This window comes from Pantoea allii (genome assembly GCF_046529425.1).
GTDB classification, from domain to species: Bacteria; Pseudomonadota; Gammaproteobacteria; order Enterobacterales; family Enterobacteriaceae; genus Pantoea; species Pantoea allii.
In genome coordinates this window covers 4226354-4239743 of the sequence record NZ_CP125958.1, presented here as the reverse complement: position 1 = coordinate 4239743, position 13390 = coordinate 4226354, and the positions used below count along the sequence as shown (strand labels likewise).

Annotated in this window: 13 protein-coding genes; 1 reads left to right on the top strand and 12 read right to left on the bottom strand. The window is 57.4% G+C overall.

What is annotated here, in order from left to right; all coding sequences use genetic code 11:
• Complete coding sequence (locus QNH99_RS19920; protein WP_410517109.1) at positions 1-1662, top strand: methyl-accepting chemotaxis protein; 1662 nt, start codon at positions 1-3, stop codon at positions 1660-1662.
• 47 nt (positions 1663-1709) lie between these two features.
• On the opposite strand, the gene QNH99_RS19915 is transcribed toward QNH99_RS19920, so the two are convergent.
• The 12 genes from QNH99_RS19915 to QNH99_RS19860 form a co-directional block, all read right to left on the bottom strand.
• Positions 1710-2783 carry an acyltransferase family protein gene (locus tag QNH99_RS19915; RefSeq protein WP_172897534.1) on the bottom strand — a complete coding sequence of 358 codons (1074 nt, stop codon included), beginning with the start codon at positions 2781-2783 and terminating at the stop codon, positions 1710-1712.
• 266 nt (positions 2784-3049) lie between these two features.
• Positions 3050-3568: a YagU family protein gene (locus QNH99_RS19910; RefSeq protein ID WP_410517108.1), complete on the bottom strand. Its 519-nt coding sequence runs from the start codon at positions 3566-3568 to the stop codon at positions 3050-3052.
• Between the two features lie 39 nt (positions 3569-3607).
• On the bottom strand, positions 3608-4306 hold the full coding sequence (araD, locus tag QNH99_RS19905; RefSeq protein WP_109716726.1) for an L-ribulose-5-phosphate 4-epimerase: 699 nt from the start codon (positions 4304-4306) through the stop codon (positions 3608-3610).
• The gene (locus tag QNH99_RS19900; RefSeq protein WP_063878078.1) at positions 4303-5163 is read right to left on the bottom strand and encodes an L-ribulose-5-phosphate 3-epimerase; all 861 of its coding nucleotides are present in this window, start codon (positions 5161-5163) and stop codon (positions 4303-4305) included. The genes araD and QNH99_RS19900 overlap by 4 nt, the downstream gene beginning before the upstream one ends.
• Positions 5160-5816, bottom strand: coding sequence for a 3-keto-L-gulonate-6-phosphate decarboxylase UlaD (gene ulaD, locus QNH99_RS19895; protein WP_109716725.1), 657 nt, complete (start codon positions 5814-5816; stop codon positions 5160-5162). The genes QNH99_RS19900 and ulaD overlap by 4 nt, the downstream gene beginning before the upstream one ends.
• Positions 5813-7294: an FGGY-family carbohydrate kinase gene (locus QNH99_RS19890; protein WP_410517107.1), complete on the bottom strand. Its 1482-nt coding sequence runs from the start codon at positions 7292-7294 to the stop codon at positions 5813-5815. The genes ulaD and QNH99_RS19890 overlap by 4 nt, the downstream gene beginning before the upstream one ends.
• The gene (locus tag QNH99_RS19885; RefSeq protein ID WP_410517106.1) at positions 7291-8586 is read right to left on the bottom strand and encodes an MFS transporter; all 1296 of its coding nucleotides are present in this window, start codon (positions 8584-8586) and stop codon (positions 7291-7293) included. The genes QNH99_RS19890 and QNH99_RS19885 overlap by 4 nt, the downstream gene beginning before the upstream one ends.
• Before the next feature lie 15 nt (positions 8587-8601).
• Positions 8602-9069 (bottom strand): YhcH/YjgK/YiaL family protein, encoded by a 468-nt coding sequence (locus tag QNH99_RS19880; RefSeq protein WP_410517105.1) that lies wholly within the window; start codon positions 9067-9069, stop codon positions 8602-8604.
• Positions 9070-9079: 10 nt separating this feature from the next.
• Positions 9080-10078, bottom strand: coding sequence for a 3-dehydro-L-gulonate 2-dehydrogenase (yiaK, locus tag QNH99_RS19875; RefSeq protein ID WP_063878083.1), 999 nt, complete (start codon positions 10076-10078; stop codon positions 9080-9082).
• 251 nt (positions 10079-10329) lie between these two features.
• Positions 10330-11160 (bottom strand): SMP-30/gluconolactonase/LRE family protein, encoded by an 831-nt coding sequence (locus QNH99_RS19870; protein WP_063878084.1) that lies wholly within the window; start codon positions 11158-11160, stop codon positions 10330-10332.
• Positions 11161-11174: 14 nt separating this feature from the next.
• On the bottom strand, positions 11175-12275 hold the full coding sequence (locus tag QNH99_RS19865) for a substrate-binding domain-containing protein (protein ID WP_063878085.1): 1101 nt from the start codon (positions 12273-12275) through the stop codon (positions 11175-11177).
• Positions 12272-13372, bottom strand: coding sequence for an ABC transporter permease (locus tag QNH99_RS19860; RefSeq protein WP_063878086.1), 1101 nt, complete (start codon positions 13370-13372; stop codon positions 12272-12274). Before QNH99_RS19860 ends, QNH99_RS19865 begins: the two co-directional genes overlap by 4 nt.
• Positions 13373-13390: the final 18 nt, after the last annotated feature.

Genomic DNA, 13390 nt, shown 5'->3' with positions numbered 1-13390 from the left:
ATGACCATTACCCAGAGACTGTTTCTGACCTTCTCGTTGCTTGCTGCCTCACTGGCTGCCTTAGCCGTGGTCGCTATCCTGGTCGTGACCGGCTTTCAGTCACGCTTTGACTATGTTCAGCAAAATACCATTCCGTCGATTATCGACCTGAACAAGCTGGTGGACAGCAGTAACGCCCTGACGGTTATGCTCTACCGCCACCAGAGTGCCACCGATCCCCGTAAGCAGGCACAGTTCGAAAAAGATATTGACTCGACGATCAACGACTTAAAGAAACTTAACCAGTATTACCTGGAACACGATATCTCCAGTACTGAAGATAAGTCGTTAACTGAACAGGCCTTTGGCACGATTAAAATCATCGAAACCAGACTGCCGGCGTTTTTAGCCGGTTCCCGTGCACAAAACGATGCCGTTTCTCTCGGCGCTATTCAGAGCGACAGCGGGGTTGGACAGGGAATACGCGATCTGCTGAAGGGATACCAGAAGCAGCTGGCGCTGAATGTGGCTATCGGTGAGGTGTACAGTAAGGAAAACGGCAAGGTGTATCAGAAAACCCTGTGGGGCATGTCAGGGGGATCGATAGCGATTATCCTGCTGCTCGGCGCGTTTTCGGTTAAGACGATTTTCAGCATCCGTCGTCAGCTTAACGCCATTCGCGCCACCATGGAACACGCCAGTGAGCGGCTTGATCTGACGCTGCGCGCAGACGATGCACGTGGTGACGAGATTGGCTTAACCGCCAGGGCTTACAACCTCCTGGTGAACAATGTGGCGCAGTCGCTGTCATCGGTTGAGCAGGCGTCCCACTCGGTCAGTTCTGCCTCGTCCCAGATTTCAGCCGGTAACGACGATCTCTCTTCCCGCACGGAACAGCAGGCGGCGTCGCTGGAGGAAACGGCGGCCAGCATGTCTGAACTGAGTGAAACCGTACGCCAGACCGCCGAAAACACCCGACTCGCCAGCCAGCTATCCAAAAACGCGCGTGAAATCTCGGAGGACAGCTCAGGCAAAGTCAAAACGATGCTGGGCACCATGACCGATATCAGAAGCAGCTCGGCGAAAATCAACGACATCATTGCATTGATTGAAGGTGTGGCCTTCCAGACGAATATTCTGGCGCTGAATGCGGCGGTTGAAGCGGCCCGGGCGGGTGAGCAGGGGCGCGGTTTTGCCGTAGTAGCCGGTGAGGTGCGTAATCTGGCACAGCGTTCATCTTCTTCTGCCCGTGAGATCAAAGCGTTAATCGAGTCATCGATGCGCTACGTAGCAACCGGTGCCGCGCAGGCTGAAGAAGTCGGACAGAATATGGATCGGATGAACGATGCCGTGCGCCAGGTCAACGATCTGGTGGATGAAATTGCGGTAGCGGCCCAGGAGCAGTCGCAGGGCATTGGTCAGGTGCATGAAGCCGTCAACCAGATGGACAGCGTGACCCAGCAAAACGCCGCACTGGTGGAACAGGCTTCTGCCGCCGCGCGTTCGTTAACCGAACAATCCACTTCGCTGCAACAGCTGGTGGCTGCCTTTACTATCCATTCTGCCCAGGTTGTGATGGATAAGCGTCCACCTGTCGCCGTGACGGCTGCGCCCGTGCTTAAGCGCCCACAGCTTGCGGCAGCCGGTGCCGGTGCGCAGGAAGACAACTGGCAGAGCTTCTGATAGCGAAAAAAACAGTGGCCCGTTAAAAGGCCACTGTTTGCCACAGGCTATGAACTTTTGTGCAGCGTCAGCGGCGTCGATAACCAGCGTGCGACGTGCTTACCTGCCTTAATGGCGGGCTTTTCAATCCAGAAAAACATCACTGACGCCAGCGCCACGCTGATGCTGATGGACAACACAAAGATCATAAAATTATCCGTCCAGGCTTTATCGGCCAGGCTGTTCATCAGCAATATCATGAGCGGGTAATGGATGAGATAGAGCGAATAAGAGATATCACCAAAGAAGATCAGCGCACGGTTATGACCCCTTTCGCTACGGTAACCCAGCATCACCGTGATGCTCATGATCGCCGCGGCCAGCCAGAAACCCCCGTGCAGGCCAAACGGCTGCGGCCCAATCATCAGCGCCGTCGCGAATGCCAGCACCAGCCCGACCTGCAGTATTCTGCGCCCCTGAGGCGTCAGCTCAGGCAGCTTCTGCTTCACGATTAACTCCGCCAGCATCATGCCTAAGATAAACTCCATGCAGATGGTATTGCTGATGAGTTTGATCCACGCCTGCCACCAGTGCGTCACCGCCATATGGGGCGATACCTGGGATGAAAAAGCAAAACTGCCGTTGTAATACAGCTGAAAACCCACGCTGGAGGCGAGAAAAATCAGCGCGCACAAATAGCTACGATAGCGGTAGTTGATGCACATCGCGACGGTGAACACGGCGTAAAACAGGATTTCATAGGACAGCGTCCAGGGCGGACCCAATGCGCTAAACCCAAAGGTCGGGCCGGGACTGCTGTAATCCTGCAGACAGAAATAGAGCGCACAGGACATGTCCTGAAGTGAACGATCGTGATAAACCACCACGAACGAGAGCAGCCAGACCACGAAGAATACCGGCCAGATGCGGAAAAAGCGTTTCACCATGAACGAGGTCGGGGCTTCGTTAAACTGGTGGGTAATAAAGGTCATGATGAAGCCGCTGATAATAAAGAACACGTCCACGCCCAGCGCGCCGGGAATGTGTCGGGTCCAGTGGCCTTCTAACAGCGATGAGTTGTGTGCCAGCACCACGAGTAACGCAGCGAGACCGCGCAGATACTGGATTGAGACGATTTTCATGAGCGTTACAGGCCTGTCGGTTTACTCAATAACGGCGATCGCCTAAGCGAGCCGATTAGGGTTAAGCGTAGGCCGTATTGTAAAAACGACTTAACGATTATCAACCCTCATTTCCAGACGGGATAAAATAATTCACGCGGGTTTCGGTTATTTTGCGGAAGATGTGGCTGATATCGCAGTAGTTTGGCGCACAGGATAAAATGTGCGCCGCAGGGATTTCAGAGGGTTCTTAACTAAAGGTTATGTCTGGCGCCCCGGTCTTGCGCTCAAAAGGGCTGGCGTCGCCGGGCCTGTTCACAGAAGGCGCGTCTGAATATCTCTATCGTCCACATCCAGAGAATATGTCCGAGGGTTTCCGACGCGATTTCCGCGAGCGGCAGGTGCCATAACGCCGGTGCCCAGCCGTTCATCGGCAGTATTACGCCGTGAAACGCCAGCGTGATGACGATGGCGAAAGCGACACCCTGGCCCAGGGTGATCGCCGGGACGATCTCCGCGAGTGCGCAGTAGAGCAGAGCAAAGAAAATCGAGAACAGGTGGTGTACACCGGCAATGCCCCAGTTCACCACGTGATCGGAATAGTGATACACCAGGCTGCTGACGTTGATCCCCATATCATGCAGCATCTCAGCAGGCGGAATCGCCCTGTCAGGCGTTCTGGGTGGAAAGGGATTTTCGGTTCCCCATTTTACAAAACTGGCGACATTGCCGCCGCAAAACCCCGCCCACAGCGCCAGACCATAATGCCGGTCGGCAGGGGATGTCAGATGAAACAACCTGTTCATAGTCAACCGCTCCTGCTGAGTGTGATAAAAAAACGTGAATTACTGACCGTAATAGGCATTCGCCCCATGCTTTCGGAGAAAGTGCTTGTCCAGCAGGGGCTGCTGCATGTGCGTGATACCGGGCGTCAGCTGGCGGGAGAAAATGCCCATATAGGCGATCTCTTCCAGCACCACCGCGTTGTGTACCGCGTTGTCGGCGTCTTTCCCCCAGGCGAATGGCCCGTGAGCGTTAACCAACACGGCGGGGATCGCGACCGGACTGATACCACGCGTGCGGAAGGCTTCGATGATCACTTCACCGGTATTGTGTTCGTAATCGTGGGCGATTTCGGCCTCCGTCATCAGTCGGGTGCAGGGAATCGCGCCGTAGAAATAGTCAGCATGGGTGGTGCCCCAGGCGGGCAGATCCTGACCGGCCTGTGCCCAGATGGTGGCGTGGCGCGAATGGGTGTGCACAATGCCACCAATATCGTCAAAGGCCCGGTAGAGCGCCAGGTGCGTCGCGGTATCCGATGAGGGCTTTTTGCTGCCCTCCACCACCCGTCCGCTCTCCAGTTCCACCACGACGATGTCGTCCACTGTCATACCGTCATAGTCCACGCCGGACGGCTTGATCGCTACCAGGCCCTGGGCGCGATCGACAGCGCTAACGTTGCCCCAGGTAAAGGTCACCAGTTGATGGCGCGGCAGCGCCAGGTTGGCGGCCAGCACCTGCTCTTTCATTGCGGCTATGCTCATACTAAACCTCCTTCCTGCATTTTCTGTTCAATCCAGCGCCGGGCCTGGACGATTTCGGCAACCGGTTCTTCGGCTTTTTCTGTCCACATTTCAATCAGGAACGAGCCGCGATAATTCAGTGCTTTGAGCGTGCGGAACACGCCGACAAAGTCGACGCAGCCTTGACCAAAGGGCACGTCACGAAACTGTCCTGGTGAGCTTGCGGTCACGGGTTGAGTATCTTTCAAATGAATGGCGGCGATGCGGTCAATGCCCAGGGTCAGCTCGGCGGTCACATCGTTGCCCCAGGCGCTGAGATTGCCCACATCCGGATACACGGAAAACCACGGTGAAGCCTGCTGCTGCTCCCAGACTTTCCACTTGCTGATGGCGTTCATAAACTCGGTGTCCATGATCTCAACCGCCAGCATCACCTGGGCCGCGGCGGCGCGCTGCACCGCGCGTGACAGCCCTTCGGCAAAGCGCGCCACGGTGCTTTCATCGTGGGGTTCGTAATACACGTCGTAACCCGCCAGCTGAATCGTGCGGATACCGACGTCCTTTGCCAGCTGGATAGCCCGATCGATCAGATCGTCCGCGCGCTGGCGGATCGCCGGATCGTGACTGCCAAAGGGAAAGCGGCGGTGTCCCGACAGGCACATGGAGGGAATGGTGACGCCGGTTTCAATCGTGGCATTCACCAGCGACAGCCGCTGCTCTTTGCTCCAGTTCAGGCGCGCCAGCCGCGCGTCGGTTTCGTCCACCGACATTTCCACAAAATCAAAACCACAGGCTTTTGCCAGCGCCAGGCGTTCAGGCCAGGTGAGGTTCGCGGGCAGGGCTTTCTCGTAAATACCTAACGGATGCTGGTGTTTCATACGGTTCCCCAAATGCTGGCAATGGCCTGATGGAATTCTGCGGCGCGCTGGATGCCGCTGGCGGGATCGCTGAGGGCGCGTCCGGCGATAAACGCCTTAACGTCAACCTCTTTAAATTGTGAAAGATCCTGAGGCGTAATCCCGCCGGTGATGGAGAGGGCGAAACCCAAATCGGATAAGGCTTTCATGGTATCCAGGTCGTGCTGATTCCACTGCTGACCGCTGGCCTGCGCATCCCGGCCACGGTGATAAATGGCCTGTTTTAGCCCCAGTTGCCGCCATTTTCGCGCATCATCCAGCGTCCAGTTGCCAAACAGTTCAATCTGAATATCGCCCTGGTGCTGCTGTGCCACCTCCAGCGCGCTGGCAAAGGTCGCCAGCGGGGCGGCACAGATGACCGTCATCCAGCTTGCGCCCGCCGTAAAGGCCATGTCTGCAAGCGTGCCGCCGGCATCCGCCACTTTATAGTCAGCCACCAGGGTTTTCTCCGGGTGCTGCTGGCGCAGACGGCGCACGGCTTCGACCCCGCAGCTCAGGCACAGCAGCGTACCAGCCTCAATGATATCCACATGTGGGTGCAGCTGTTGTGCGGTACTCAGCGCCGCCTCCAGCTCGGTATGATCCAGCGCCAGCTGGAGTAAGGGCAGGCTCATAAGGTGGCTCCTTGTGCATCACTCAGGACGCGGATCAGATGCTGATAACGCTGATACTTCTGCTGATAACGGGCATGTCTTGTGCTGTCTGGCTGCCAGGTCACGATATCCGGCGCTAAGGCCTGCTGCGCCTGTTGCAGCGAGGCGTAAGCGCCCGTCCCGGTTAGCGCGACCAGGGCCGCACCCAGACAGCCGCTTTCGCTGATCTGCGGCACTTCTACCGTCAGGCCGCTGGCATCGGCAAACATCTGCATCCAGGGGGCGGATCGCGTGGGACCGCCGCTCAGACGCAGGGCGGTAACCTGAGGAAAGCGTTGCAGAATGCGGTTCAGATGCGTCAGGTGGGAAAACACCACACCTTCGTAGATGGCCTGCACCAGATGGGCGCGGGTGTGACCCGCCTGCAGGCCAAAGAAGCTGCCGTGCAGATCGGCCCCGGCGTTGGTGCCGTACAAAAAAGGCAGAAACAGCAGCGCGTTGCTGGCGGGTTCCAGCGCGGTAACCCACTGGTTTAGCTGGTCGTAATCGCTGATGCCCCACTGTTCACAGAACCATTCCAGGTTGGCCGCCGAGGTCGGGCTGGCTTCATGGATCAGGTACTGGCCCTCAATGGCATAGCGGCCATAAACGTAGGGATAGTCTGTTTCATCACGGATGCAGTCGGTAATGCCGCTGGTTACCGACCAGGTGCCCATCACCGCGTTCAGGCGCGTTGCGTCATTCAGCCCCGCACACAGGGCAGTGGACATCACGTCAAACAGACCGCCGACCACGGGCGTACCGGGCAGCAAACCGCATGCGGCGGCAGCCTGCGAGGTGACATAGCCGGCAATCTGCGTTGACCCAATAATCGGAGGCAGCGCGGGAACGATTTCGCTGATATCCAGCATCTCAGCCAACGCCGGCGACCAGTCGGCGGCCTGCATGTCGTACAGATTGGATTCCGAGATATTGGTTTCTTCACAGGCTAGCTCACCGGTCAGACAGAAACGCAGATAGTCGTGGGCCATCAGCACGCTACCAATCGCGGCATAGCGCTGCGGCTGATGCTGCTTTAGCCAGCGCAGGAGTGAAACCGGATGGCCGGTCCACAGCGTCTGTCGCGTGAGCGGGTAGAGCTGCTGCGGCAGGCCTTCGCGCTGCCACTGCTGGACGAGGCTCAGGGCGCGACGATCGGAGGATAAGATGCCATTCCCCAGCGGATTGCGATCTTTATCCAGCAGAAACAGCCCTTTACCCTGAGCAGAGATGCCTAATCCAGCAACGTCGGCGGCATCCTGACCGCTACTGGTCAGGACCTCGCGAATCACCGCTGCCGCTTGCTGCCAGAGCAGCGTCATATCGCGTTCAGCATAACCCGGCTCTGGCACCAGTATCGGCAGGTTTTGCCGTGCAACGGCCAGCTCGCGGCCCTGCATATCGTACAGCCCGGCTTTAATAAAGGTGCCGCCACAGTCCAGTCCCAGCCAGCGTTTCATACCGCCTCCCGTTTCACAGAATCACAGCGGGCAGGCAGCGTCATGGCCAGCAGCGCCGCCAGCGCCAGCGAAATGGCAAGGCTGTAAACCCCGGCATCTTTGCTGTAGAACGCAATCAGCATGCCGACCATATAAGGCCCGCAGAAGCCGCCAAGGTTGCCCAGCGCGTTGATCAGGCCGCGCGCTCCGCCCGCGACCTCGGCATTGAACAGACGCGGCGGAATACTCCAGAACACGCCCGCCGCAGACTGAATAAAGACGCCACAGCCCACCAGCGCCGCGTAGGACCACCAGATGTGTGCTTTAAGCAATACCGACAGCGCCATGCACAGCGCAAAGCCGGCCAGTGGCAGCGCGACAAACAGCTTGCGCCGGCCGGTTGCATCCGACAGAACAGAGAACAGAAACATGCCGAAGATCGCCCCGACATAGGGCAGGATGGCCAGCATACCGACCTGTTCGACGTTGCCGTGGGTCAGCTCTTTCAGAATGGTGGGCAACCACAGGGTGTAACCGTAAATGCCGGTCTGATAGAAAAAATTGACCAGAATCAGCCGCCACATCACGGGCTCGCGCATGACCCGCAGCAGAGAGGCATTACGCACGTTCTGCCCTTTGATCATCAGCTGCTCGTTGTGCAGGGTGGTGATCAGATACTGCTTTTCAGCCGGAGAAATCCACGTCGCTTCCTGCGGCCGGTTGCTGATGGTAAAATGCCACAGGGCCATGACCACCAGCGATAATGCGCCTTCCACGTAAAACAGCATGCGCCAGTCCCAGGCGGTAATGATCCAGCCGGAGAGCGGGGCGGTAATGATCCCGGCGATCGGCACAAACATGATCACAATGGCATTGGCGCGACCGCGCTCGGCATCCGGGAACCAGTTGCCGATCATCGTCAGCACCACCGGCAACATACCGCCTTCGGCGATCCCTAACGCGAAGCGCAGCGCCAGCAGTTGATACTGACTGGTTGCCATACCGGTCAGCATCGAGATGATCGCCCAGGCCAGCAGTGACCAGCCGATAAAGCGTTTGCCATTGCCATACACGGCCAGCTTGCCGCCCGGCACCTGTAAAAAAAGATAACCAATAAAGAAAATGCCGCCCGCCAGTCCAGCCATCGACGCGCTGATGCCCAGTTCGGCGTCCATGCCGCCCGGCATGGCAAAGGCAATATTGACCCGATCCATATAAGAAATGATGCAGGTGATCAGGATGGGTGGAATGATCCTTAGCCAGCGCAGGGCGGGGATCTTCTCACGATTAACGGCGGTCGATGTCAGACTCATGGCATTCCTCCTTGCCTAAACCAGATCGCGGGTGGGGATCTTGACCACCACTTTGCGAATCGGTCCGGGCTTGCCCACCGCGCAATTTGGGCGGTGAATATCCTGCGGGAAAAACACGGCGAAGGTGCCTGGCAGCATGCGCACCAGGGTTTCTTCCGGCACGTGCTGGTAAAAGATGATGTCGCGCTCGCTGTCGTAAGGCTGATGCACCGTTAAATCCACGGGCTGCGTGGCGACGCCGATGACTTCTTCACCTGCCACCAGATACTGCACATCAATATGCAGGCGATGCGCTTCCGGGTAGTTCTCTTCAGGCGCGGCGGTGTGCAGATCCAGTACCTGCATGGTCCAGCCCGTTTCGCTGTCCTGATAACGTCCCGCAGCCATAATGGTCAGGTCGTGGCGGGCGAGACAGGCGATCGCTTTGGCAATCGCCGGGGGATAGTGACGCGGGTCGGTATTCGCAATATGTCCGGTGATCATGGTTTCCCCCTTACAGCGCCTGAATACGCGCCCAGATGCGATCGTCCACTGGAATACCAAGACGCTGGTTTTCAGCCCGCAACGGCGGAAACTTATCGCCGGGCAGGCGAATGGCCTGCTCGCTGTCGGCGCGTTCAGCGTTGATAATCGATGCCCGGATACGGTCGAGCTTGTGCTGACGGGTTTCACCATCAATGAGCCGGTCGACATCAATCGCGATAAAGACCTGCGAGATGCCGAATTCATCGCCGTTGTCATGTGTCACTTCGGTGACGGAGGCACCGTTGGAGAGCAGGGTGGCCAGCATGTCCAGCACGACCGACAGCGCGGAGCCTTTCCAGTAACCCATAGGTAAGATGCGGCGGTTTTGCTCAAGGGTGGCCGGATCGCGGGTGTAATTGCCTTCATCATCAAATCCGCCATCGACCGGCAGGCTTTTACCGGCCAGACGGTTCACTTCCAGCATGCCGTAGGAGAACATCGACATCGACATATCCACCATGGTGATCGGCTCGCCCGGCACGGCGATGATCAGCGGGTTAGTCCCGATCGCCCCGCTTTTCGCGCCCCAGGGCGGCATCACGGCAATAGAGTTCGTCCAGCAAATGCCCACAAAGCCCTTTTCCGCCGCCTGCCAGCCGTAACTGCCGCCGCGCATCCAGTGATTGGCATTACGCAGCGCCACCAGCCCAATCCCGTGGTCGGATGCCACGGCCATGGCGCGTTCCATCATACTGTGCGCGGTGATGTTGCCGATGGCACGCTGGGCATCCCATTGCTCGATCGCGCCCAGCGACAGGACTTTTTGCGGCTCGGCGTCGGGAACGATATGGCCCGCGTCCAGTTGCTGAATAAAACGTGGGAAGCGGTTTACGCCGTGGGAATACACGCCGTTGAGGCTGGTTTCGGTAAACATATGCGCACAGGCTTCGGCTTTATCCTGGGGCACGTTACGACTCGTGAGTACGCGGAGAAACTCCTCATACAACTGCTGATAGCTGATTCTCATACGACTGATACTCCCAGCGTTGCCGCTTGTTTCATAATGTGGAATGTCATTTCAACTAAATGCTATGGGGAAAAGACAGGGCAGTCAAAGAAATGACTGAAAAATTAATCATTAAAAATCATGTAGTTATATTTATTGCTGGCTTTTGTGATCTCAGGCTTATTTGCCAGATTTTGCCCACAGAGGGGCCGGTCAGCCACAGACGCGCTGACCTGACAGGTCCTTCTTGCCGTTCTGCCTGCGCAGCCGGTTTAGCGCAACGTTACCCGGTAGAGCGAGGTGTTGGCTGTGATATAAAGTTCATGATTATCCGGTCCACCAAGCGTGCAGTTGGATACCGTCTCAGGGATCGGGATTTTGCCTTTACGCGCCCCCTGAGCGTCAAAAATAATCACGCCGTCCGCGCAGCTACAGTAAATGTCCCCGTTGGCATCGACACAAAAGCCGTCGGGAAAGCCCGGCGTGACATCGGCAAAAAATTTCCCCGGCGACAGTTCCCGTCCTTCAACCTGGTAAACCCGGAGCTGATGGCGTCCCAGCGTCGGGAAGTCCACCACCGACATATCGGCCACATAAAGCAGGCTTTCATCGGGTGAGAATGCCAGCCCGTTAGGGCGCTGCAGATCGCTGGCCGCAATACTGAGCTGCCCGCTGACGGGATCAAAACAGTAGAGATAGCAGCCGATGACCTGGCTGGGGGCCAGATAGCCTTCGTGATCGTTAACGATCCCGTAAGGCGGATCGGTAAACCAGATGGTGCCGTCAGAACGGATCGCCAGATCGTTGGGCGAGTTAAAGCGTTTGCCCTCGACTTTGTCGATCAACACGTTGACCGTGCCGTCTGATTCGGTCCGGCTGATAGCCCGGCGGCCATGTTCGCAACTGACGACGCGTCCCTGACTGTCCCGGGCATTGCCGTTGGCATAGTTAGCATGATGACGCCAGATGCTGAGCTCACCGTTGCGCTGCCAGCAGTACATGCGGTTGCCTTTCACATCGCTGAACACCACCGCATCGAGCTGCGGCAGCCATACCGGGCCTTCGGCCCAGATGGCAGGGGAACACAGTTTTTCTACCTGCATGCTGCTGGCCTCCGTTACTTCACGCCCCAGATGGTTTTGTAATGCGCCTGATAACCGTTTTCGGGATCGTAATTGTTCTGCGGCCCGCCATCCCGGCTAATGTTTTCCTGGGTAATTAAGTGCGCGGGCGTCACATAGCCCGAAGGCGGTTGACCGGCGAACGCGCGGTTAAACTCATCCAGCAACTGCCAGCCGTGCAGTTTTAACGGTTCAGCCACGGTGGCGACCTGGCTTTCCCCATTGCGAATGCGCTGGAAGGCCGAGATGGACCCATCACCTGCGGAGATGTTGTAAGGCGCGTTTTTACCGCCTTTGCCTGCGGTTTTCAGCGCCGGTGCCATAAAGTCGAAATAGAGATCGTTGATCGCCAGCGAATACTGCCAACGGTCGCCGTACTTCTGTAACAGGCTGAAGGTCAGCGACGGCATACGATTAGAGGTATCGGCCAGTGGCGTATCAATAAAGTCGATGACCTTACACTCGCTGCATTTTTCAATTTCCTGCTTCATCGCATTGGCCTTATCCAGCGCGATTTTATACAGCGAGTCGGTAAAGATAATGACCTGAGCTTTGCCGCCCGATTTCACCACGGCGTACTGTGCCGCCAGGCGGGCCACCTCGTTTGAGTCCGAGGTAATATTATCCGTAATGCCGTACTGCTTAATCGGCCCCGGGGCGGGTTCCGCATGCCACGCCATCAGCACAATCTTTTGCTGCACGGCTTTTTTGAGCGGCATTTTGGCGACGTTGGGGTTCCAGCCGCCAATAATGATGCCGTCAGGCCGTTGGGCGATAGCCTGATTCAGGGCAGCGAGCTGATCTTTCACCGATCCCGCGCCGTCCAGCGTATCCAGCTTCCATCCGGCGACTTTCGCCGCCTCGCTCAGCCCCTGTTGCACGCCCTGTACGCCGCCGTTTTTCATATCAGAGGCAATAAAAATCAGTTTCTTATTCGCCTGGAGCTTAGGACCTGTGGTGGGGCCGTCCCAGGTGGTGGCGCTGGACGTGGCTTTGGCGACGGCCGCGGTGGCTTGTTCCAGATAGCTGTCTGCATGTGCGGGCAGAGAAGCTACCAGCATGGCAACGAGAGAAAGACCAAATACCGGATTTTTCATAATGAGTTCCCTGGTGTGATGGTTTTTTGCTGTGGGTCAGGTGTGGTCGCTGGCGTGCCCTGACTGCGCACGACGGCTTTTTGGTTCAACATACGGCGACGCTGGGCGTAACCGGCAAGCGTAATCGACAGCAGCAGCGTGGCGCCGTTAAACAAAGGCTCAACCCAGAAGGCCCCGCCAAATTGCTGGATACCGGCGATACCGATAGCCAGAATGGCAATCCCCACCACGGTGCCCCAGACGTTAACCCGTCCCGGACGAATGGTGGTGCTGCCCAGAAAGGCGCCCACTAAGGCAGGCAGCAGGTAATCCATGCCGACGCTGGCCTGGCCGACGCCCTGTTCGGCGGCGATCAGCACGCCGCTAAAGCCGGTAATGACGCTGGAGGCAATAAAGGAGCCAATTACGTATTTATTAACGGCAATCCCGTTGAGTCGGGCCGCTACGGGATTACCGCCCACGGCATACATGCATCTGCCCAACGGCGTATGCTCGGTGACCAGCCATAACACCAGCGCCAGGCCCAGCACATAAAATGCGCCAATCGGGATGCCAACAATTTCCGTGCTGTGCAGGGCACTGAAGGCGTCCGGCAAGTCGCCCACAATTTGTCGTCCGCCGGAGTGCCACAGCGCAATGGCATACAGCACCGTGCCGGAGCCGAGCGTGGCGACAAAGCTGTCAATGTCTGCCAGCGCCACCAGAATACCGTTTAGCAGGCCATACAGCGCTGACAATACCAGCACCGTCAGCACCGCCATCTGCCAGGAAAAACCGTATTCCACCTGCAGCGTAATGGCCAGAATGTGCCACAGTACGATGCCAAAGCCGACGTTCAGGTCGATTTTGCCAACGATCATCGGCAACGTGGCCGCCAGCGCCAGCAGTGCAATTTTTGCCTTACTGGACAGAATCGCCTGCACGGTTAACATCGAGGCAAAAGTGGGGGACAGGACTGAAAACATTAACGCTAACAGCACGCACAACAGCAGTAACCCGTAGCGGGTGAGGATCTGCATCGACCACGGCGCAAAGCCATGCTGGGCAAGGCTGACCCGTTGTTCGAGTGCGGTAGATTTCACCGAGGTTTTAGACATATCGTTTCTCCTGACTGC